Consider the following 21,585-nt stretch of genomic DNA (forward strand, 5'->3'; position numbering starts at 1 on the left):
GTGACCGCGGTACGCACCCTGCTGGTCACCGGCGCGTCCGGGGCCGGCCGCAGCACCGTCGCCGCTGCCGTCGCCGCAGCAGCGGCCGGCGGCGGCAGCCGCACCCTGCTGCTCACCGCCGACCGGGCCGCCGCCGAGGTCACCGCGCCGGGCCTGACGGTCGGCCCGGTCGATCCGGCCGCCGCGTTCCGCGAGGGCGCGCTCGACGCGCAGAGCCGGACAGGCGCGCTGCTCGCCCTGCTCGGCGCGGCGCCGCTGGACCCGGAGGAACTGACCGAACTTCCCGGCGCCGACCCGCTCGCCCTGCTGCGGGCGCTGCGGCAGGCCCGGGTGCTGTCCGACCAGCACGACACGGGGGCCGCCGGCCCGTCCCCGTGGGACCTGGTCGTCGTGGACCTGCCCGCCGTACGGGACGCGCTGCGGATGCTGGCGCTCCCGGAGCAACTGCGCCGCTACCTCTGGCGGTTTCTGCCCCCCGACCGGCAGGCCGCCCGCGCGCTGCGCCCGGTGCTCGCCCAACTCGCCGGCGTCCCGATGCCCGCCGAGTGGGCGTACGACGCCGCGGCCCGCGCCGACCGCGAACTCGCCGCCGTACAGGCGGTGATCGAGGACCCCGGCACGGCGGTGGCCGTCGTCCTCGACCCCGGGGCCCGGCCCCAGGAGGCGCTGCGCACCGCGCGGACCGGGCTGGCCCTGTACGGGCACCGGCTCGCCGCCGTCGTCGCCAACCGCCTGCTGCCGACCGGCTCGGCCGACGCGTTCCTCGCGGGGCTGTCCGGGCAGCAGCAGAGCGAGCTCAAGGCGGTGGCCGAGAGCTGCGCCGCCGACGGGGTACCGCTGGTCGAACTCCCGCATCTCGGGCGGGAGCCGCGCATCCCCGCGGATCTTGCCGAGCTGGGCGGGGTGCCGCTGTCCGGCGGTCCGGCGCGGGCCGGCGAGCCCTGGGAGGTCGAGGATCTGCTCGGCACCGAAGGGCACTTCCTCTGGGTGCTTCCGCTGCCCGGGGCCGACCGCGAAGGGCTCGACCTGGTCCGGCGCGGGGACGAACTCGTCGTCGACGCAGGTGGGTTCCGCCGTATTCTCCCCCTCCCCTCGGCGCTCCGCCGCTGCACCGTCCAGGGTGCCGCCCTCCGCGACGGCGCCCTACGGGTGCGCTTCGTCCCCGACCCCACGGTGTGGCCGAGCTGAACCCCCCGGGTGGCCCGGACCCGCCCGTCCCGGGACCTTGCGGTGAGTGGGTGGCTTGTCGCGCCGTTCCCCGCGCCCCTGGTTGCGCTCGGCTCCTCCGTGAAAAGAAGCTCGCTTCCTTCGGGGTGCCCGGGAATGCTTGCCTCTCTCGGGCTTTGGCGGGCTGGACTGCCGTCCAGGCTGCCCCTTGCGGGGTTTGCCGGATCTTCTCCCGGTGCTGGGCTGGTCGCGCAGTTCCCCGCGCCCCTTGGTGGGTGGTTGTTCGCCGCGGGGACAGCGCACCTCAGCCACGTCACCCCACTCCGTACGAAGGTCGGCTTACCCAGGGGCGCGGGGAACTGCGCGATCAGCCACTTACCGGCGGAAGATCCGGCAACCCGCGAAGGGGCAGAGCGGGCGGAGCCGCACCGCGGAGTACCCGCACAAACCCAGGGGCGCGTGGGGGTACCTCCCAGGCGAAGCTCTGGGGGAGAACGGCGCGAGAAGCCCACCACCGGCGGGTGGTCCCGGAACCGGGAGAAAGGGGAAACTCGGGGGGTTCAGGTACCGTCGGAGATACACACCGTTTGGAGCCGATCATGAGCGAAGCCAAGGACCGTCCCGACGCTGACGCGTGGGCGAAGGCCAGCGCGGAGGACATCGCGGCGGAGCACGCGCGGCGAAGGGCACAGGCGGGCGAGATGCCGGGCTCGGCGGCGGACGAACTGCGCAGGCTGGCGGAGGCCGTGGGGGACGCCGTGACGGAGCGGCTGGCCACCCTCCGCAACCCGGCCGTGCAGATGGCCGCGCAAGGCGTCATCTCCCAGGTGCGTTCCGTTGTCGAACCCATCAAGGAACGCAACCCGGATCTGTTCGATCACTTGAGCACCGCGGGAGCCGAACTCCTGGCGGCTTACCGCTCCGCGGTGGCCGGAGCGGAGGCGCGCTGGACCTCAGGTGGGAGCTCCGCGCGTTCAACCGCTGAACACATCGACCTCGACTGACCCCCTCTCCGGTACGGTTCTCTTAGCGGGGATCGACCGAAAACTGAGGGACACATGGGACTCACCATCGGCGTCGACATCGGCGGCACCAAAATCGCGGCCGGAGTGGTCGACGAGGAAGGCTCGATTCTCGAGACCGTCAAGGTGCCGACACCGTCGACTTCCGAAGGCGTCATCGACGCGATCGTGGCGGCGGTACGCCAGGTCAGCACCGGTCATCAGATCGAGGCCGTCGGCATCGGCGCCGCCGGTTACGTCGACGACAAGCGCGCCACCGTGCTCTTCGCGCCCAACATCAACTGGCGGCACGAAGCGCTCAAGGACAAGGTCGAACAGCGCGTCGGGCTGCCCGTCGTGGTGGAGAACGACGCCAACGCGGCGGCGTGGGGCGAGTACCGTTTCGGCGCCGGACAGGGCCACTCCGATGTGATCTGCATCACGCTCGGCACGGGGCTCGGCGGCGGCATCATCATCGGCAACAAGCTGCGCCGCGGCCGGTTCGGCGTCGCCGCGGAGTTCGGCCACGTCCGCGTGGTGCCCGACGGCCTGCTCTGCGGCTGCGGCAGCCAGGGCTGCTGGGAGCAGTACGCCTCCGGCCGCGCCCTGGTCCGGTACGCGAAGCAGCGTGCCAACGCCACTCCGGAGAACGCCCAGGTGCTGCTCGCCCTCGGCGACGGCACCCCGGAGAGCATCGAGGGCCGGCACATCAGCGCCGCCGCCCGGCAGGGCGACCCGGTCGCGATCGACTCCTTCCGCGAGCTGGCCCGCTGGGCCGGCGCCGGCCTCGCCGACCTCGCCTCGCTCTTCGACCCGTCCGCGTTCATCGTCGGCGGCGGCGTCTCGGACGAGGGCGAGCTCGTCCTCGACCCGATCCGCAAGTCGTTCCGGCGCTGGCTGATCGGCGGCGAGTGGCGGCCGCACGCCCAGGTGCTCGCCGCCCAACTCGGCGGCAAGGCAGGGCTGGTGGGGGCGGCGGACCTGGCCCGCCAGGGCTGAGCGCTCGGGTCCGGCCCGGACCGGAAACGGACCGACTGGACCCGACCCGACCCGACCGGTCGCACCGGACCCGGTCCCACCGGACCGGTTCCACCCGACCCATCCCACCCGACCGGTTCGACCTCTCCGGCTCGACCCCTCCGGTTCGAGCCGACCCGGACGACACGACGAAAGCGCAGCGCGAGTGGAAGATCTGCCGAGTTCCGCCACGGAGCCAGGGGGCTCGGCGGTCATCCGCGTACTGAGTTACAACGTCCGCTCGCTGCGGGACGACACGGCGGCGCTGGCCCGGGTGATCCGTGCCTGCGCCCCCGACCTCGTCCTGGTCCAGGAGGCCCCGCGGTTCTTCCGGTGGCGCAAGGCCGCGGCCCGCCTCGCCGAGTCGACCGGGCTCTTCTACGTCACCGGCGGCGCTCCCGCCGCCGGGCCGATGGTCCTCGCGTCCCTGCGGGCCCGGGTGATCCGCACCGAGGACATCCTGCTGCCGCGCACCCCCGGGCTCCACCAGCGCGGCTTCGCCACCGCCGTGCTGGGTTTCGGCGGAACCCGGCTGTCCGTGCTCAGCGCCCACCTCAGCCTGCGCGCCGACGAGCGCGCCGAGCAGGCCGACCTCCTGCTGCGCCGCCTCGACGCCCTTGGCGAGGAGCACCGGGTGGTCGGCGGCGACCTCAACGACCCGCCCGGTGGGCGCGCCTTCCGGCGGCTGACCGGCACCCTCCAGGACGCCTGGGCCACCGAACCGTGGGGCGGCGAGCCCACCTCTCCCGCGCTGGGTCCCCGCCGGCGGATCGACGCGATCTTCGCCTCCACGGGCATCCAAGTCCTCGGCGCCGGCGTCCCGTTGGACCTCCCGGGCGTCAAGCGCACCGACCTCGCCTCGGCCACCGACCACCTCCCGGTGCTGGCGGCCCTGCGCGTCCCGGCCTAGCGCCTTCCCGTCCCGGCCCGGGGTCACGCGTCCCGGCCCGGGGTCACGCGTCCCGGCCCGGGGTCACGCGCGTCCCGGCCCGGGCCGTCTCCTCCGGACGATGTCCGGGCTGCCCCGACAACGGCCGGGCCGCCCGTACGGCCGGGCCGCCGGTCAGACGACGGCGCCGCCGTCCGGGCGTTCGTCGTCCTCGTCGCCCGTCCGCATCCGGGCCACCAGCGTGGCGAACCCGCCGACGAACCCCCCGACGCCGACCAGGATCACCCACCAGGTGATGTCGAGCTGGAGCAGGACGTAGACGAGCAGCAGCAGCGGCCCGCCGAGCACCGCGAGCCAGGCGAACTTGGTGGTGACGTCGGCCTCGGGCAGCGGCGGCGGCTCCGGCGGGACGTAGTGCGCGTCCTCGTCGTCATCCTCGACTTCGTAGTCCCGCGGTCCGGAGATCACCGGGTGGATGACGATGCTGCGGGTCGGCGGCGGGGTGATGGCCGCGGGGTCCTCGGCGGGCGGCGTCTTCGGCTGGTCCGGCGTCACGTTCTCGGCCTCGGGCCAGGACCCGGCCCCGGGTTCGGGCTCCTCGTCGTAACCGGCGACCAGGGCCGCCCAGGCGGCGTCCTCGTCGAGCGGCGCGGCGCCCTCGTCCTCGCGATCGGCGTCAGCCACCGGCGGTGACCTCCTCGGTGGCCGTGGTCGCGGAGAGCCGCTCGATGAACGCGTGGGACTCGGCGAAGATCCGCTCGGCGTCGTGGTCGAGGGTGGCGACGTGGTAACTGCGTTCCAGGACCAGCTCGGTGACGTCGGTGGAGGAGATCCTGCCCAGCACCATCGCCGTGTTGGACGGGTGCACCACGTGGTCCTCCCTGCTGTGCAGCAGCAGCACCGGCTGGGTGACCTGGGGCAACGACGCGCGCACCACCGGCCAGAACTTCGTCAGCGAGTGCAGGGCGCGCATCGGCACCCGGGAGTAGCCCAGTTCGACGCCGCCCTCGCGGGCGATGTCGCTGGCGATGCCCGGCGCGGACGGCAGGATGTGCCGCAGCAGCGGTACCGCCTTGATCTGCAACCCGTCGGCCTTTACCGACGGGTTGACCAGGACCAGCCCGCTGATCGCGGCGCCGTGCTTCTCGGCCAGCCGCAGCGTGAGGGTGGCGCCCATGGACAGGCCGCACACGAACACCCGGGAACACGAGTCGAGCAGCGACCGCAGTGCGCGATCCACCTCGGCGTACCAGTCCGGCCACCCGGTGGCCTGCATGTCCTGCCAGCGGGTGCCGTGTCCGGGCAGCAGCGGCACGGACACGGTCAGCCCCCGCTCCGCCAGGTACTCGCCCCACGGGCGCATCGACTGAGGGGAGCCGGTGAAACCATGGCAGATCAGGACACCGGTCTCGCCGCCTTCATGGCGGTACGCTTCTGCTCCGGGCATGAGCGGCACCGTGCATCTCCTGTTCAACGACGCGTACGCGGGTACACGGGAGTCGGACGTTCAGCGTACGCGGACCCGATCCCCAGGGGTAAGCCCCACCGGCCCCCGCGCGGGTTAAGGTCATCGCGACGGCAACAGGAGGCCCCGTTGTTCTACGGCGCGATGAAGATCGTTCTCGGCAAGCCGATCAAGGCTGTCTTCCGCCCGTGGGTGGAGGGGATGGAGAACATTCCGAAGGACGGTCCGGCGATCCTCGCCAGCAACCACCTGTCCTTCTCGGACTCCTTCTTCCTGCCGTCCATGCTCGACCGCAAGGTCACCTTCATCGCGAAGGCGGAGTACTTCACCACCCCTGGGGTCAAAGGGAAGTTGACGGCCGCGTTCTTCAAGGGCGTCGGGCAGCTCCCGGTCGACCGCTCCGGCGCGCGCGGTGCCGGCGAGGCCGCGATCAACAGCGGGATCGCGGTGCTCGAACGCGGTGAGCTGTTCGGGATCTACCCCGAGGGGACGCGCTCGCCCGACGGCCGGCTCTACCGCGGCAAGCCGGGCGGCCTGGCCCGGGTCGCCCTCGCCACCGGCGCGCCCGTCATCCCGGTGGCCATGATCGACACGGAGAAGGTCCAGCCGGTGGGGCAGGTCATGCCCAAGCTCTCCATCCGCCCGGGCATCCGGATCGGCCGGCCGCTCGACTTCTCCCGCTACAACGGGATGGAGCACGACCGGTTCATCCTCCGCTCCATCACCGACGAGGTGATGTACGAGATCATGAAGCTGTCCGGGCAGGAGTACGTGGACATCTACGCGACGGCGGCGAAGCGGATGATCGCGGAGGCGGCGAAGGCGGACCCCCCGTCCGATCCGGCAGCGTGAGTCCCGGGACCTTCTCGGGTGGGGCGGCCTGATCCGCGCCGTCGGGGGCTGAGCTCGGGTACCGGCCGCGGGCCGGTGGGTGGTTGCGCGCTCCGTTCTTCCCCGGAGCTTCGCCTGGGAGGCGCCCCCTGCGCGCCTGATTTCGTGCGGGTCCTCCCGTGAAAAGAGGGCAGCGCACCCGGGGCCCGGGGGAGACTGGCGGTTCGGGGGAAAGGAACGCGTGGCCGTGAAGATGTCGGTGGAGCTGCCGCTGTGGCGGGCGTTGCTCGCGTATCGGGTGCTGACCTGCGGGTACGCGGTGGCGCTGTACGTGCATGCGTCCGGGGAGCTGCGGCACCCGCTGCCGGGTGGCGTGTACATGGGCGTACTGACGCTGTGGACGTTCGCCACGCTGGGCCGGGTGAAGAACGCGGCACGCTGCACGCCCGCGTTCCTGGTGGTGGACCTGGCCGTCGCGGTGACCGGAGTGCTGCTGACCGCGGTGGTGGACGCGCCCGCGCGGATAGAGTCCGGCGCGTTCACGCTTCCGTCGATCTGGACCGCCGGATCGGTGCTGGCGTGGGCGGTGAAGGGCGGCTGGCGCTGGGCGGCGCTGGCCGCGTCGGTGGTGGCCGCGGCCGACCTCGTGGAGCGCGGCACCCCCAGCCCGGAGACCCTGCACAACCTGGTGCTGGTGTGGATCGCGGCGATCGCCATCGGCTACGTCGTCGAGGTGGCCCGGGCGAGCGAGCGCACCCTGGCCCGGGCGCTGCAGATCGAGGCGGCCACCCAGGAACGGGAGCGGCTGGCCCGCGACATCCATGACAACGTGCTCCAGGTGCTCGCGATGGTGCAGCGCCGGGGCGACCAGGCGGGCGGCGAGGCGGCGGAACTCGGCCGGCTGGCCGGCGAGCAGGAGGTGGCGCTGCGTTCGCTGATCTCGGGCACCCCCGAGCCCTCGCCGACCGCTCCCGACGGCTCGCCCGTGCCGGACTGCCCGGTCGACCTCGGGACGCTGCTGGCCCGGTACGCCTCCGGCCGGGTCACCGTGTCGGCGCCGGGCACGCCGGTGCCGCTGGACCCGGGCGCCGCGGCCGAGCTGGCCGCGGCGGTCGGCGCGGCACTGGACAACGTCCGCAACCACGCGGGCGAGCAGGCGCACGCCTGGATTCTGCTGGAGGACGAGCCGGACGCGGTGCTGGTGACCGTGCGGGACGACGGCCCGGGCATCGCGGAGGGCCGGCTGGCCGCGGCGGCGCAGGAGGGGCGGCTGGGCGTCGCGCAGTCGATCCGGGGCCGGTTGCGGGACCTGGGCGGCAGCGCCGAGGTCCTCTCGGTGCCCGGCCAGGGCACGGAGGTGGAACTGCGGCTGCCGAAGGCGGTGCCGGAGAAGGGGCGGCTCCGGCGTACGGGCCCGCACCCGGCGACCGCGGAGCCGCGCCCCGCCGCCGTATCCCCCGCGCTCCCGCGGCCGGGGACCGTACCCGGCGGCCCGGTAGCCTCGGCCGTACGCACCGAACCGGCCGGTACCGACGCCGGCCGGACCGAAGGGGGACCCACGCCATGACCCTCGGCACCGCCGAGCACGCCGGGCCGGACCGGCCCGTGACGGTGATGGTCGTCGACGACCACCCGATGTGGCGGGACGCGGTCGCCCGCGACCTCGCCGAGGCCGGTTTCGAGGTGGTGGCCACCGCGGGCGACGGGCCCGAGGCCATCCGCCGGGCCCGTGCGGCCCGCCCCCAGGTGCTCGTCCTGGATCTGAACCTGCCCGGCGCGTCCGGGGTGCAGGTGTGCAAGGAGGCCATCGCGCACGACGCGGCGCTGCGGGTGCTGGTGCTGTCGGCCAGCGGCGAGCACACCGACGTACTCGAAGCGGTCAAGTCCGGTGCGACGGGCTACCTGTTGAAGTCCGCCGGGCGGGCCGAGCTGGTGGACGCGGTACGCCGTACGTCGGCCGGCGACCCGGTCTTCACCCCGGGCCTGGCCGGGCTGGTGCTGGGGGAGTACCGCAGGCTCGCCACCGAGCCGGTGCCGGCGAAGTCCGACGAGCCGGCCGCGCCGCGGCTGACCGAGCGCGAGACGGAGGTGCTGCGGCTGGTCGCGAAGGGCCTGAGCTACAAGCAGATCGCCCAGCGCCTGGTCATCTCGCACCGCACCGTGCAGAACCACGTGCAGAACACCCTCGGCAAGCTCCAGCTGCACAACCGGGTGGAGCTGGTCCGGTACGCGATCGCGCGCGGCCTCGACGACGAGGGCGGCGAGGAGGGCCGGGCCGACGCGCGCGGCCGGGGTGACCAGGGCGCCCGGGGGAGCGCGGCGGACGACCGCAGGGACGGCGACATGTGACCCAAGTCACGCTAGCTTGGCGGAGGTTGCACATCCGGCACAGCTGGCTTGCGACGAAGGGAAGAGTCCATGCGGGTCGGAGTCCTGACCGGCGGCGGAGACTGCCCCGGCCTCAACGCGGTCATCCGCGGCATCGTCCGTAAAGGCACCCAGGAATACGGCTACCACTTCACCGGCTTCCGCGACGGTTGGCGCGGCCCCCTCGAAGGGGACACCGTACGTCTCGACATCCCCGCCGTCCGCGGCATACTGCCGCGCGGCGGCACCATACTCGGCTCCTCGCGCACGAACCCGCTCAAGGTGGAGGGCGGCGCCGACCGGGTCCGGCGCACCCTCGCCGAGGAGGAGGTCGACGCGCTCATCGTGATAGGCGGCGAGGACACCCTCGGGGTGGCCGCCGAACTGTACGAGCAGCACGGCATCCCCTGCGTCGGCGTCCCCAAGACCATCGACAACGACCTGTCCGCCACCGACTACACCTTCGGCTTCGACACGGCGGTCAACATCGCCACCGAGGCGATCGACCGCCTGCACACCACCGCCGAGTCGCACATGCGGGTCCTGGTGGTCGAGGTGATGGGCCGGCACGCCGGCTGGATCGCGCTGCACTCCGGCCTGGCCGGCGGCGCCAACGTCATCCTCATCCCCGAGCAGCGCTTCGACCTCGACCAGGTCTGCGCCTGGGTGGAGAGCCGCTTCAAGATCCGCTACGCGCCGATCGTGGTCGTCGCCGAGGGCGCGATGCCCCGCGACGGCGACATGGTGCTCAAGGACGGCACCCTCGACTCCTTCGGGCATGTCCGGCTGTCCGGCGTCGGCGAGTGGCTCGCCCACCAGATCGAGAAGCGCACCGGCAAGGAGGCCCGCACCACGGTGCTCGGCCACGTCCAGCGCGGCGGCACCCCCAGCGCCTTCGACCGGTGGCTGGCCACCCGGTTCGGGCTGCACGCCATCGACGCGGTCCGGGACGGCGACTTCGGCACGATGGTCTCGCTGCGCGGCACCGCCATCGTGCGGGTGCCGATCGGCGACGCGACCGCCCGGATCAAGACCGTCGACCCGGCCCTCTACGCGGAGGCGGAGGTGTTCTTCGGGTAGCGCGGCCGTCGCTTCCCCGCCGCGGGTGCGCCCCGGTGACGGCTGCCGGTTCGGGCTCCGGTCCCGCCTCGGTCCGGCCCTGGTCACCGCCCTGGTCGCGGCGCCGGACGCACCGGTTCCGCACGTTGCCCGACTCATGGCCTACGGCGCTTGCCGTAGGCCATCCGCGCGCCCTACCATCCCTCCACCCGGCATGTCCGGCCGCTTTGGTTTTCCCCTTCTCGTCCTGTCCCCACCTTTTTTGAGCACCTGAGGAGCGCCCGGTATGACGGGTGTTGTGGGAGGGCACGCGGTGCCCGTACTCGCGGTCGCAGGCGGCACCGCTTCCGGCAAGTCCACCCTTGCGGAAGCGCTGGCGCGGCACCATCCCGAGACCGTCGGTCTCGTCCACCTCGACGACTTCTACGTGCCCGCGCACGATCCGGGGCGCGGGGTGCGGACGTTGAGCGCGACCGGGGCGGAGACGCTCGACTGGAACCATCCCGGTTCCATCGACGAGGATGCCGTCGCCACCGCGATCGACGCGGCGGCCACCGGCGGGCGGCACCGGCTCGTCGTCGTGGAGGGGCTGTTCGCGCTCACCCTCCGCGCGGTCGCCGAGCGCGCCACCTGGCGGGTGTACGTGGACACGCCCGACGACATCCGGCTGGCCCGGAAGATCCTGCGCAAGATCGAGGTCTTCGGGCAGGACCCGGGGGTCTCGCTCCGCAACTACCTGCTCAGCGGGCGGGAACGGCACGCGGAGTACGTGGCCCCCGCGCGGGATCGGGCCGACCTCGTCCTGGACGGGACGACGTCGGAAGCCGGGCTGCTGAGCGCCGTCGCGCACCTGGTGGGCGACGTGCTGGGGCTCGGCGTGGAGGGGCTCGGCGCGGAGCCCCGGCACGTCGGGCTCGGCGCCGAGGCCCCGCACGCACCGCACGCGCAGCCCCTGGCCGTATGACCCCGGTGCCCCCGGCCCCGGCCCCGGCCGGATCGCCGTCCGGTCACCAGCTCTCGCGGAGGACGGCCAGGGCGAAGGCGAGCCGCAGGTCGAGCCAGTCGGCCCGGGGGACGTAGGGGCGCTGGCGGCCCTGGCCCGGGAGGTAGTCGAGGACGTCCTCGTCGCCGGCCCGCCAGGTCACCGGCTTCGACGAGGAGCGCCCGCTGTCGCCGGTGCTTTCGCCGTCTCCGTCGCCGTCGAGCCCGATGGCGCTCAGCGCCAGGCCCACCGCGACCACGGCCGCGGTGCCGACCGCAGCCGTGGTCACCCGGCCCGCCACCTCACGGGTCGAGCCGGTCGCCCAGTGGTGGCGGGCCACCACGTTCGGGTGTCCCGGCTGCTGGAACCACAGGGTCTGCTGGACGGAGCGCTTGGCCCGCGGGGTGCGGAACACCCGGCCGATCTCCGCGCCGGCCGGGTCGACCACCCGGTGGCCGTCGACGTCCCCGCGGTCCGCGGTGTCCGTCCCCGTCCCGGCCAGCGGCAGCACCCGGCACATCGGCGCCCTGTCCAGGGCGCCGTACAGGTCGTACAACTCCTCGGCCGTGTGCGGCTGTTCGATGAACACCGCGGGTGCGAACCGGTTCTCGCCGCCGTTCGGCACCCGGACCGCCGGCGGCCCGTAGGCCGGGCGCACGATGCGGCTCTCGTCGCCCCGCACCCGCCGGCCGACGACGAAGCGGGTGACCTCCCGCCACGGCACCGGGTCCTCCTCCGGCGGCAACTGCGGCCTGTTGCGGCGGAATCCCATGACTGCGCTCCCTCCCCCGAGCCGCCCGCCCCGTCGGCCGGGCGGCCCCCGAAAACCACGCCGACCACGCTATACCGGCGGTCGCACCGCCCGGGCGGTGGTGGCGATGTGGGTGAGGAGCCCGGCGGCGAGGGCGGCGCCGTCGAGGGAGAGCACGGACTCGGGGTGGAACTGGATGCCCGCGAAGCCCGGTCCGCGCAGCGCGTGGATGTCGCCGGAGCCCGGGTCGCGGCTCAACTCGATTCCGTGCATGGCCAGTTCCTCGGCGGCGTCGGCGTCGCAGCGGGCCGTGAAGGTGTTGTAGAAGCCCACCGTCGTACGGGTGCCGAAGTAGTCGACCACCTCCTGCGCGCCCTGCGCCGGGTGGTCCTTGCGGACCAGGTCGAGGCCGAGTTCGGCCGCGATCAACTCGTGGCCGAGGCACACCCCGAGCAGCCCGTGCGCGTGGTCGCGCACCAGGTCGGCGGTGAGGGCGCGCAGGAACCGCATCTTGGCGTCGGCGGTGTCCGCCGGGTCGCCGGGGCCGGGGCCCAGCACCACCGGCCCGAGGTGCGCCAGCGCGGCCTCCCGCAGCCCGGGCTCGTCGTAGCGCCGTACGGCCACGGTGCGGCCGGAGGAGCGCAGCACGTGCGCGAGCATCGCGGTGAAGGTGTCCTCGGCGTCCACCACCAGCACCGGTCCGCCGGACGCCGCGTCGCCGTCGGCCGGGGCGGTGGCCGGGCCGCCGGGCCGCATCCGCAGCCAGAACGGCGCGAGCTTGGAGCGCCGGGCGTCCAGCGCGGCCCGCACCCGGATGTCGTCGGCGAGCCGGGGCGCGGCCGAGCCCGCGCCGGACCCCGCCGAGGCCCGCCGCGTCCCCGCGGGCGGCGCGAGCACCCCGAGCGCGGTGAGCACCCCCGCGGCCTTCGCGTGCGTCTCGGCGACCTCCGCGTACGGGTCGGAGTGCCGCACCAGGGTCGCGCCGACCGGCACCTTCAACTCGCCGGCGGGGGAGATGTCGGCGGTGCGGATCAGGATCGGCGAGTCCAGCGTCTGGGCGCCGCCCGCGTCCCGCCCGAGCAGCGCGAGCGCGCCCGCGTAGTAGCCGCGCCCGGAGCCGTCGCGGCCGCGCGGTTCGTACCGCTCGATCACCCGGCAGGCGTTCTGCACCGGCGAGCCGGTGACGGTCGCGGCGAACATCGTGTCGCGCAGCACCTCCCGCACGTCCTTGCTGGAGCGCCCGCGCAACTCGTACTCGGTGTGCGCCAGGTGCGCCATCTCCTTGAGCCGCGGCCCGATCACGACCCCGCCGAGGTCGCCGACCGTGCACATCATCTTCAGCTCCTCGTCCACCACCATGGTCAGCTCCTCCACCTCCTTCGGGTCGTGCAGGAACTCCAGCAGCCCCTCGGCGGACGGCCCCTGCGCCGGGTAGCGGTAGGTGCCGCTGATCGGGTTCATCACCACGGTGCCCGCCCGTCGCCCACCACCACCCTCAACCGAGAGCGCTTCGCGCTCGCCCCTTCCACCGGACATCCGCACATGCACCTCCGGGCTGGCGCCGACCAGCGTCCGCTCGGGGGTGTGCACCGTGTACGTCCAGTACGCGCCGCGCTCGCCGCGCAGCAGCCGGGCGAACAGCGCCAGTTCCCCCAGAACCCTCGCCCGGGAGGTGCCCCCGGCCGCCGGGTCGAAGTCCGGGAGGTAGCCGCGGAAGGTGCGCCGGATCACGAAGTTGGCGCCCTCACCGGTGCCGATCTCGTCGTCGATCACCTGCCGCACGATCCGCGCGTACGCGTCGTCGTCGACGTCGAACGCGCCGCCCTCGACCCGCACCCCGCGCCCGCCCGGCAGCGCCTCCAACGCGGCCAGCACCTCGGCGAGCGGGAGTTCGTACGCCTCCTGCGGGCGCAGCACGGCCAGCGGGGTGCCGTCGTCGTGGACGTCGAAGCCCCGCTCGCGGATCTGCCGGAACGGCACCAGGGCCAGCGCGTCGGTGACGGGGGCGCCGGGCGCGCCGGAGGGCAGCGGGATGCCGGCGAGCGTGTCGGCGTGCTCGATCGGGCCGAGCAGCACCTCCACCACGTCCCGCGGGCGGCCGGGGGTCTGGCGGTGCAGCAGGGCGAACGGCGGGCAGCCGGGGGTGAGCAGGCGCTCCACGAGTCGCGCGGCGGTGGGAGGCGGGGCGGAGAGGGGCACGGCGGGCGTTCCTTCCTTGACGGGCGGGGAAGGGGGCGGCCGGACCCGGAAACACCGAAGGCCGCCCCCTGGGCGGCCTTCGCGAGGTGATCTGCGCGCGATGTCTAACGGGCCGCCGGAGAAGCGGTCCGCCAGCAGGTGTGCTGGGTGGTGCGGGTGATCATCGCGGTCATGGCACCGACCCTACCGCACCGCGGCGGCAGCCGTCCGTATCCGGTGGCGAGATGTCTCATCCACTGAGCGGCCCGATCCGGCACCCATCGGACCCCGTACTGTGGAGCCCGTGACCGTGAAAGCCGAAACCCATGCCGGGGTCAACACCTGGCAGTCTCTTCCCGCGGCGCAGCAGCCCGAGTGGCCGGACCCCGAGGCTCTGCGCGACGTGATCGCCGAGCTCGCCTCGTATCCGCCGCTGGTCTTCGCCGGCGAGTGCGACCAACTGCGCAGCCGCATGGCCGCGGTGGCCGAGGGCAAGGCGTTCCTCCTGCAGGGCGGCGACTGCGCCGAGGCGTTCGACGCCGTGGGTGCGGACCAGATCCGCAACAAGCTCAAGACGCTGCTCCAGATGGGAGCGGTGCTCACCTATGCCGCGTCGGTGCCGGTGGTCAAGGTCGGCCGGATCGCCGGGCAGTACAGCAAGCCGCGCTCCAAGCCGACCGAGACCCGCGACGGCGTCACGCTGCCGACCTACCGGGGCGACTCGGTCAACGGCTTCGAGTTCACCTCCGAGGCCCGCATCCCGGACCCGGAGCGGCTCAAGCGGATGTACCACGCCTCCGCCTCCACGCTGAACCTGGTGCGCGCCTTCACCACCGGCGGATACGCCGACCTGCGCCAGGTGCACGCCTGGAACCAGGACTTCGTGAAGTCCTCGCCGTCCGGGCAGCGCTACGAAGCACTCGCCCGCGAGATCGACCGCGCGCTGACCTTCATGGCCGCGTGCGGCACCGACCCGGCCGAGTTCCGCACGGTCGAGTTCTACGCCTCCCACGAGGCGCTGCTGCTCGACTACGAGACCGCGCTGACCCGTACCGACTCGCGCACCGGCAAGCTCTACGACGTCTCCGGGCACATGGTCTGGATCGGCGAGCGGACCCGGCAGCTCGACGGCGCGCACATCGAGTTCGCCTCGCGGATCGGCAACCCGATCGGCGTGAAGCTCGGCCCCGGCACCAGCCCGGAGGAGGCGCTCACCTACGTCGACCGCCTCGACCCGGACCGGCAGCCCGGCCGGCTCACCTTCATCGTGCGGATGGGCGCGGACAAGGTGCGGGACAAGCTGCCGACGCTGGTGGAGAAGGTCACCGCGTCCGGGGCGAAGGTGGCGTGGGTCTGCGACCCGATGCACGGCAACACCTTCGAGGCCGCCTCCGGCCACAAGACCCGGCGCTTCGACGACGTCCTGGACGAGGTCAAGGGCTTCTTCGAGGTCCACCACGGCCTGGGCACCCACCCCGGCGGCATCCACGTCGAGCTGACCGGCGACGACGTCACCGAGTGCGTCGGCGGCGGCGACGAGATCTTCGTCGACGACCTGCACCAGCGGTACGAAACGGCGTGCGACCCGCGGCTCAACCGCAGCCAGTCGCTGGACCTGGCGTTCCTGGTCGCGGAGATGTACCGGGGCCAGTAGCACCCCGGGAGACCCGGCGCCGAGACCAGGCACCGAGATACGGCAGAGGGGCGCGGATCACATCGATCCGCGCCCCTCGTGGCTTTTCTTCCGCCGGGACCTCTGGGTAAGGTAAGGATTACCTCAGTAGCCCTTGGCCTCGATCGGCGGTGACCGCGTGTACGTCTGCTCCTGCTTCGGCATCACCGAGCAGCAGGTCAAGCAGCACGCCGAGGAGGGCCGCTGCACCCCGCGCCAGATCGCCTCCGCCTGCAAGGCCGGCACCGACTGCGGCTCCTGCGTCAAGCGCATCCAGGCGGTCCTGGGCCGCGGCGACGGCTGCGCCACCCGGACCAGGCTGGAGCCGGCGAAGGCCCCGGTGGAGCCGGCGACCGCGCCGCGGGAGCCCGTGACGGCGCCCTTGGAGCCCTCGGTGCTGCCGCAGCCCGGGTCCGTACCGCCGGCCCTGCCGCTGCCGCTGCGGCGCGTCGCCTGACCGGGCACGCCCCCGCCCCGCGTCAGCTCTCCGGCTGCTCGATCTGCTGCGCGATGTAGAGCGGCTCGCCCAGCTTCTCGATCAGGCCGAGCTGCGTGTCCAGGTAGTCGATGTGGTGCTCCTCGTCCTTGAGGATGTCCTCGAAGAGCCGCGCCGAGGTGACGTCGGACTTCGACCGCATCAGCTCGATGCCCCGGCGCAGCCGGTCGATCGCCTCGACCTCCACCAGCCGGTCGGCCTGGAACATCTCGGTGACGGTCTGCCCCACCCGCACATGGAACAGCCGCTGGTAGTTCGGCAGGCCGTCCAGCAGCAGGATGCGGTCGGTGATGATCTCGGCGTGCCGCATCTCGTCGAAGGACTCGGCGCGGGTGTTCTTCGCGAGCTTCGTCCACCCGAAGTTGTCCTGCATCTTCGCGTGCAGGAAGTACTGGTTGATCGCGGTCAGCTCGGCCGTCAACTGCTCGTTGAGGAACTCGATGACCTCGGGGTCGCCCTGCATGGCAACGCCGTCCTTCCCGTTCGGGCTCGACAGTTCCGGGCATCCTCGCACCGCCCAGCGGCCTGTTCCAGTAAGTGCACGCTTACGGCGGCGCCGCCCGGCGCGGCGAAACCCCTGGTGGGGGCGGTGAGTGGCGCCTCGCGGCGGAAGCATCGCGGCGGGTCTGTCACCATGGGGGTATGGGTCGGCACGAGCATCCGGAGGGGCGGCTCCCCCCGGGGCAGCGGCTCCAGCGGGGCTGGCCGGTCACGCACTACGGCCCCGTGCCCCGCTTCCGCCCCGACCGCTGGGACTTCCGTGTCTTCGGTGCCACCGCGCAGGGGGCGCGGCCGGTGTGGAACCACGACGAGTTCTCCGCGCTGCCGTACGCCACCGTGGTCGCCGACTTCCACTGCGTCACGAAGTTCTCGATGACCGGGATGGAGTGGGGCGGGGTCGCCGCCACCACCGTCGCGAAGCTCGCGCCGCCCGCGGACGACGTCACCCACGTCATGGTCTGGGCCGAGTACGGCTTCAGCTCCAACCTGCGCATCGACGACTTCCTCGACGACCTCACGATCTTCGCGACGCACGAGAGCGGTCAGCCGCTCACCGCCGAACACGGCTTCCCCGTCCGCCTGGTGGTCCCCAAGCGCTACGCCTGGAAGGGGCCCAAGTGGGTCCGCGGCATCGAGTACATGACGGCCGACCGCCGCGGGTTCTGGGAGGAGCGGGGCTACCACAACGTCGGGGACCCCTGGAGCGAGCAGCGCTACTCCTTCCAGGAGACCCCGGGAGACGGCCCCGAACTCTAGGCGGCGTCGGGGGAGTCGGCCAGGCGTGCCGGGAGCGACGCCGCGGAGATCCGAACGACAGGCGCTAGGGCGCGTCCGGGGCGACGGCGGCCCTCGCGAGGACGGCGGCGGTCCTGTCCAGCGCCTCCGGGTCGTCGGTGAGGCGGCTGGTGGCGACCCGGACGTGCGGCAGGGAGTAGGAGACGCAGAAGCGGCTGCCGGGGGACACGGTGATACCGCGCGCCGCCAGGGTGACCAGCGTGGAGGTCTCGTCGGCCACCGGCACCCAGAGCATCAGGCCGTCCCGGTTGGCCGTGGGCACGCCGTGCCGGGCCAGCCGGTCGGCCAGTCCCCTGCGGCGCAGGTCGTACCGGTCGGCGGCGGCCCGCACGGTACGGCTCGCCGTGTCGTCGGTGAGCAGGTGGGCCAGGGCGTCCTGGAGGATGCGGCTGGTCCAGCCGATGCCGAAGGTGCGCAGCACCCGGGCGCGCTCGACCACCTCGCGCGGCCCGCCGAGCACGGCGATGCGCAGGTCGGGCCCGTATGCCTTGCTGTAGGAGCGCACCAGCACGGTGCGCTCGGGCAGATGGGTGCCGATGCTGCCGGCGTCGGTGCGGGCCAGCGGGCCGATGCCGTCGTCCTCGATGACGGTGATGTTCCGGGCGGGCTCCAGGACGGCGGCCAGCGCGGCGGCCCGGGCCGGGCTCACGGTCCAGCCGCAGGGCGCCTGCGCCCGGGCCTGGTGCAGGAAGAGCGTGGGGCGACGGGCGACGGCGTCGGCGAGCGAGTCCGGCAGCGGCCCCTCCGCGTCACAGGCGACGGGCAGGATCTGGGCTCCCAGGGACTCCAGGATGTCCAGCAGCCGAGCCGCCGTCGGCTCCTCCACCGCGACCCGGTCGCCGGGCGCGATCAGCGCCTGGCAGAGCAGGTGTACGCCTTCGTAGCCGCCGCCCACCGCCATCCACGCCTCCGGCTCGAACGGCCAGCTGCCGCGTACGGCGTCCAGAAGGGCTGAGGTGACGGCCGTGCGCGAGTAGTCGTTGAGCTGGGGTGTGCGGGCGCCCGCGAGCAGGGCGCCGTCCAGGGCCGGCAGCAGCGCCCGGTCGGGGGCGGCCACGGCGAGGTCCAGGGTGAGGTGGGGACCGAGGTCGCCGACCCTTTCGTAGCGCACCGGGTGGGGCACGGACGGCGGCCCGCTGACGACGCTGCCGCGTCGGCCGAGCGTGGCGATCGTCCGGCGGCCGCGCAGCAGGGCCCACGCCTCCGCGACGGTGCCGGGGCTGACCTCCAGCGCGGCGGCCAGGGCGCGCACGGTCGGCAACGCGCTGCCGGGTGCCAGGTCACCGGCCCGGATGAGGTCCGTCATGGCCGCCGCGATGCCGCGGGCGCTGGGGTCGGTGATCCGCCCGGCCAGCCGGACCGCGGACCAGCCCCCGCCTTCCTCTTCCGTGGCCGTGCCGCCGGCCTCCTGCGCCGCGCCCGCCCCGCTGATCGCCTTCTCCTGCATCGCCCCGCCCTTCGCCCGGACCGCACTCTGACGCACCCTCAGCAGGTTACGACGTGGAAAACCTATGTTCAGTAACAAAACAACTCTTGTCTACCGTCCTGGGTGAACAATAGCCTCCTTTGCATCGCAGGCCGTATGAGAGCTATGCGTGGAAAGTTCGTACACGCGAGGAGTTGCGCACTGTGTCCTCCCCTGTGGTCCGACTGGGACTTCGTGACTGGGACCATCTCGTCCCGCTGGCCTCCGGTGGCGTGGAGGTACCGGGCTGCACGGTCCGCATCGAGTCGCGCGAGGTCACGCCCGACGTGCTGGCCGAGCCCGGACTCGACGGCGGTGAGACCTCGTTCAGCCGCTACGTGCAGGCCGTGGCGGCCGGGGACGACCGGCTGGTCGGCCTGCCGGCGTTCGTGATGCGCGGCTTCCGCCACCGCTGCGTGCTGGTGCGCACCGACAGCCCGCTGCACGCGCTGGAGGAACTCGCCGGAACCCGGATCGGCCTGACCGGCTGGCCGGACTCCGGCAACACCTGGACCCGGGCGCTGATCCGGGCCGCCGGAGTGGACCTGACCGGGGTGGAGTGGCGGGTGGGGCCGCTGGAGGCGGGCGAGATCGGCAAGAGCCGGCTGGGCGCGCGCCCGCTGCCGCCGAACGTGTCGGCCATGTCGGCGGGGGAGTCGCTGGTCGGAGAGCTGGCCGCGGGCCGCGTGGACGCGATCCTGACACCGTTCATGCCGCCGGAACTGTTCACGGCCGGCAGCCGCTTCCGCCACCTGCTCGCCGACCACCCGGCCGCCGAGCGCGCGTACTGGCGGACCACCGGGTTCGTCCCCGGCATCCATCTGGTGACGCTGAAGCGCGAGGTCGTGCGGGCCCATCCGGACCTGCCCGCCGCGCTGCTGGCGGCGCTGGAGGAGTCCAAGCGCCGCTGGGTGGGCCGCCGCCGCCTGCTCGCGGACACCGAACCCTGGCTGCTGCACCAGCTCACCGAGTCGGCGCTGCTCTTCGACGGCGACTGGATGCCGTACGGAGCGCTGCCCAACGCCGCGATGACCCGGGCGTTCTGCGCCGAACTCCACGAGCAGGGCGTCTGGCCCGAGCCCATCGACCCGGCCGTGGTCTTCCCCGACCCGGCCCTCGACACCGTCGACGTCACCGAACCGCCTGCCGCGACCACAGCTCACCGGTCCGCGGCCCCGACCGGGAGCAGCACGCCATGCGTACAGCAGTAGGACAGTTCGCCGCCCGTCCGGACTGGCAGGACAACCTCGCCGCCTGCAAGGACGCACTGGAGCAGGCCGAACGCGGGGGCGCGGACCTGCTGGTCCTGCCCGAGGGCGTGCTGGCCCGCTTCACCGAGGACCGGCACCGTATCCGCGAGGTCGCCCAGCCGCTGGACGGCCCCTTCGTCAGCGAACTGGCCGCGGCCACCCGCGGCGGCGGCGCCACCGTGGTCGTCGGCGTCCACGAACCTTCCGACGACGGTCGGGTCTTCAACACGCTGGTGGTCCTGCGCGACGGCGCCCTGGTCGCCCGCTACCGCAAGCTGCACCTCTACGACGCCTTCGGCGACCAGGAGTCGGTGAACGTCCGCCCCGCGGACGAGCCACCCGTCGTCGTCGAGGTGGCCGGCACCAAGGTCGGCCTGATGACCTGCTACGACGTACGCTTCCCGGAACTGGCCCGGCTGCTGGTCGACGCGGGTGCCGAGGTGCTCGCGCTGCCCGCGGCCTGGGTGCGCGGTCCTGCCAAGGAGCGCCACTGGGAGGTCATGGTCACCGCCCGCGCGCTGGAGAACACCTGCTGGGTGGCGGCGAGCGGCGAGTGCGGTCCGCGCAACATCGGCAACAGCATGCTGGTGGACCCGCTCGGCACCGTCCGGGCGCGGCTGGCCGCCGGTCCCGGGCTCGCCTGGGCCGACATCGACCCCGAGGCCACGGCGACGGCCCGGCGCACCCTGCCGGTGCTGGCCAACCGCCGCTTCGCCGTCAACCCCGACCCCATACTGCTGGGAGGCCCCTCATGAGATCCGCCCTCGCCGGCGCGGCCGCCGCCCTGACCTGCGCCCTCGCCCTGACCGCCTGCGCGGCGAACCCGCCGGAGTCCCAGGGCGGCGCGCAGACCTCCGGCGGCCGGCAGACCTCGATCACCGAGGACCCCGCGCTGCACGCCATGCTGCCGGCCAAGAACCGCTCGTCCGGCACGCTGGTGTCGGTGAACGGCGGCTCCTTCCCGCCGTACGAGATCGCCGGCTCCGACACCTCCAGCCTCACCGGCGCCTCCGCGGACCTGGCGGATGCGCTGGGCCGGCTGCTCGGCGTGAAGATCCAGAACGTCACCGCCGACGGGCTGCCCTCCGAACTGACCGGCATCAAGGCGGGCCGCTACGACCTGGCGCTCGGGCCGGTCGGGGACTTCAAGGACCGGCAGGGCGCGAACGACTTCGTGGACTGGGTCAAGGAGTTCGTGGTCTTCGCCGTCCCGAAGGGCAACCCGGCCGGCATCGACTCCCTGCCCACTGCCTGCGGCCGGCGTATCGCCGTCCAGGCCGGCGGTTCGGCGGAGTCCGTCATCCGCTCGCAGTCGCGGACCTGCGTCAAGGACGGCAAGAAGGCCATCGCCGTCCAGTCGTACAAGGACCAGCCCAGTTCGATCCTGGCCGTGCGGTCCGGACGGGCCGACGCGTTCTTCTCCTCCGAGTCGCCGCTGACCTACTTCGTCTCGCAGTCCAAGGGGCAACTGGAGCTGTCCGGCACCAAGTCGGCCAACGGCTTCCACGACCTGTACCAGGGCGCCGTCGTCGCCAAGGGCTCGCCGCTGCGCGGCGTGCTGGTCAAGGCGCTCCAGAAGCTGGTCGACGACGGCACGTACGGATCGATCATGAAGAAGTGGAACCTCACCCGCAATGAGCTCACCACGCCCGGCATCAATCTCGGCGGCGACGCCTGAAATCCGCAGCAGACCCTTTGA

General features: G+C 73.2%; 21 protein-coding genes. 15 read left to right on the forward strand and 6 right to left on the reverse strand.

What is annotated here, in order from left to right:
- The 4 genes from OG896_RS30075 to OG896_RS30090 all read left to right on the forward strand — a co-directional run bounded on the left by OG896_RS30075 (window position 1) and on the right by OG896_RS30090 (window position 4,095).
- Entirely contained in the window at window positions 1-1,188 is a 1,188-nt protein-coding gene (locus tag OG896_RS30075; RefSeq protein ID WP_329370370.1) for an ArsA family ATPase, read from the forward strand.
- 578 nt (window positions 1,189-1,766) lie between these two features.
- The gene (locus tag OG896_RS30080; RefSeq protein ID WP_329370371.1) at window positions 1,767-2,171 is read left to right on the forward strand and encodes a DUF5304 family protein; all 405 of its coding nucleotides are present in this window, start codon (window positions 1,767-1,769) and stop codon (window positions 2,169-2,171) included.
- Window positions 2,172-2,225: 54 nt separating this feature from the next.
- Window positions 2,226-3,167 (forward strand): ROK family glucokinase, encoded by a 942-nt coding sequence (locus OG896_RS30085; RefSeq protein WP_328463049.1) that lies wholly within the window; start codon window positions 2,226-2,228, stop codon window positions 3,165-3,167.
- Between the two features lie 184 nt (window positions 3,168-3,351).
- Entirely contained in the window at window positions 3,352-4,095 is a 744-nt protein-coding gene (locus OG896_RS30090; RefSeq protein ID WP_329370372.1) for an endonuclease/exonuclease/phosphatase family protein, read from the forward strand.
- 153 nt (window positions 4,096-4,248) lie between these two features.
- On the opposite strand, the gene OG896_RS30095 is transcribed toward OG896_RS30090, so the two are convergent.
- Both OG896_RS30095 and OG896_RS30100 read right to left on the reverse strand, forming a co-directional pair.
- On the reverse strand, window positions 4,249-4,758 hold the full coding sequence (locus OG896_RS30095; RefSeq protein WP_329370373.1) for a hypothetical protein: 510 nt from the start codon (window positions 4,756-4,758) through the stop codon (window positions 4,249-4,251).
- Window positions 4,751-5,530, reverse strand: a complete 780-nt coding sequence (locus OG896_RS30100) for an alpha/beta hydrolase (RefSeq protein ID WP_329370374.1) — start codon at window positions 5,528-5,530, stop codon at window positions 4,751-4,753. Before OG896_RS30100 ends, OG896_RS30095 begins: the two co-directional genes overlap by 8 nt.
- A gap of 138 nt (window positions 5,531-5,668) precedes the next feature.
- Here OG896_RS30100 and OG896_RS30105 point away from each other — a divergent pair, with 138 nt between their 5' ends.
- From OG896_RS30105 to OG896_RS30125, 5 genes are all read left to right on the forward strand, one after another.
- Window positions 5,669-6,391, forward strand: coding sequence for a lysophospholipid acyltransferase family protein (locus OG896_RS30105; RefSeq protein WP_443057175.1), 723 nt, complete (start codon window positions 5,669-5,671; stop codon window positions 6,389-6,391).
- Between the two features lie 232 nt (window positions 6,392-6,623).
- Window positions 6,624-7,937, forward strand: a complete 1,314-nt coding sequence (gene macS / locus OG896_RS30110) for a MacS family sensor histidine kinase (RefSeq protein WP_329374373.1) — start codon at window positions 6,624-6,626, stop codon at window positions 7,935-7,937.
- Window positions 7,934-8,719 (forward strand): response regulator transcription factor, encoded by a 786-nt coding sequence (locus tag OG896_RS30115; protein WP_329370378.1) that lies wholly within the window; start codon window positions 7,934-7,936, stop codon window positions 8,717-8,719. Before macS ends, OG896_RS30115 begins: the two co-directional genes overlap by 4 nt.
- 69 nt (window positions 8,720-8,788) lie before the next feature.
- Complete coding sequence (locus OG896_RS30120; RefSeq protein ID WP_329370379.1) at window positions 8,789-9,817, forward strand: 6-phosphofructokinase; 1,029 nt, start codon at window positions 8,789-8,791, stop codon at window positions 9,815-9,817.
- A 265-nt stretch (window positions 9,818-10,082) separates the two neighbouring features.
- Window positions 10,083-10,760 carry a uridine kinase family protein gene (locus tag OG896_RS30125; protein ID WP_329370381.1) on the forward strand — a complete coding sequence of 226 codons (678 nt, stop codon included), beginning with the start codon at window positions 10,083-10,085 and terminating at the stop codon, window positions 10,758-10,760.
- Window positions 10,761-10,803: 43 nt separating this feature from the next.
- Here the strand turns inward: OG896_RS30125 and OG896_RS30130 are convergent, their stop codons facing one another.
- Together OG896_RS30130 and OG896_RS30135 are read right to left on the reverse strand one after the other, a co-directional pair.
- The gene (locus OG896_RS30130; RefSeq protein WP_329370383.1) at window positions 10,804-11,550 is read right to left on the reverse strand and encodes a hypothetical protein; all 747 of its coding nucleotides are present in this window, start codon (window positions 11,548-11,550) and stop codon (window positions 10,804-10,806) included.
- A gap of 69 nt (window positions 11,551-11,619) precedes the next feature.
- Window positions 11,620-13,728, reverse strand: a complete 2,109-nt coding sequence (locus tag OG896_RS30135) for an anthranilate synthase family protein (protein ID WP_329370384.1) — start codon at window positions 13,726-13,728, stop codon at window positions 11,620-11,622.
- A 283-nt stretch (window positions 13,729-14,011) separates the two neighbouring features.
- Here OG896_RS30135 and OG896_RS30140 point away from each other — a divergent pair, with 283 nt between their 5' ends.
- Together OG896_RS30140 and OG896_RS30145 are read left to right on the forward strand one after the other, a co-directional pair.
- Complete coding sequence (locus OG896_RS30140) at window positions 14,012-15,361, forward strand: class II 3-deoxy-7-phosphoheptulonate synthase (RefSeq protein WP_329370387.1); 1,350 nt, start codon at window positions 14,012-14,014, stop codon at window positions 15,359-15,361.
- Between the two features lie 157 nt (window positions 15,362-15,518).
- Window positions 15,519-15,836, forward strand: a complete 318-nt coding sequence (locus tag OG896_RS30145; RefSeq protein WP_329374374.1) for a (2Fe-2S)-binding protein — start codon at window positions 15,519-15,521, stop codon at window positions 15,834-15,836.
- Between the two features lie 22 nt (window positions 15,837-15,858).
- Here OG896_RS30145 and bfr read toward each other — a convergent pair whose 3' ends face one another.
- Entirely contained in the window at window positions 15,859-16,338 is a 480-nt protein-coding gene (gene bfr / locus OG896_RS30150) for a bacterioferritin (RefSeq protein ID WP_329370389.1), read from the reverse strand.
- 179 nt (window positions 16,339-16,517) lie between these two features.
- On the opposite strand from bfr, the gene OG896_RS30155 reads away from it, so the two are divergent.
- The gene (locus OG896_RS30155) at window positions 16,518-17,132 is read left to right on the forward strand and encodes a sulfite oxidase-like oxidoreductase (RefSeq protein WP_328463024.1); all 615 of its coding nucleotides are present in this window, start codon (window positions 16,518-16,520) and stop codon (window positions 17,130-17,132) included.
- Between the two features lie 64 nt (window positions 17,133-17,196).
- Here the strand turns inward: OG896_RS30155 and OG896_RS30160 are convergent, their stop codons facing one another.
- Entirely contained in the window at window positions 17,197-18,654 is a 1,458-nt protein-coding gene (locus tag OG896_RS30160; RefSeq protein WP_329370393.1) for an aminotransferase class I/II-fold pyridoxal phosphate-dependent enzyme, read from the reverse strand.
- 146 nt (window positions 18,655-18,800) lie between these two features.
- On the opposite strand from OG896_RS30160, the gene OG896_RS30165 reads away from it, so the two are divergent.
- The 3 genes from OG896_RS30165 to OG896_RS30175 are packed head-to-tail and all read left to right on the forward strand — an operon-like array spanning window position 18,801 to window position 21,564.
- Window positions 18,801-19,847: a hypothetical protein gene (locus tag OG896_RS30165; protein ID WP_329370395.1), complete on the forward strand. Its 1,047-nt coding sequence runs from the start codon at window positions 18,801-18,803 to the stop codon at window positions 19,845-19,847.
- Window positions 19,832-20,641, forward strand: coding sequence for a deaminated glutathione amidase (locus OG896_RS30170; RefSeq protein WP_329370396.1), 810 nt, complete (start codon window positions 19,832-19,834; stop codon window positions 20,639-20,641). Before OG896_RS30165 ends, OG896_RS30170 begins: the two co-directional genes overlap by 16 nt.
- On the forward strand, window positions 20,638-21,564 hold the full coding sequence (locus tag OG896_RS30175) for an ABC transporter substrate-binding protein (RefSeq protein ID WP_329370397.1): 927 nt from the start codon (window positions 20,638-20,640) through the stop codon (window positions 21,562-21,564). Before OG896_RS30170 ends, OG896_RS30175 begins: the two co-directional genes overlap by 4 nt.
- Window positions 21,565-21,585: the final 21 nt, after the last annotated feature.

Source organism: Streptomyces sp. NBC_00669 (assembly GCF_036226785.1).
Lineage (GTDB): Bacteria > Actinomycetota > Actinomycetes > Streptomycetales > Streptomycetaceae > Actinacidiphila.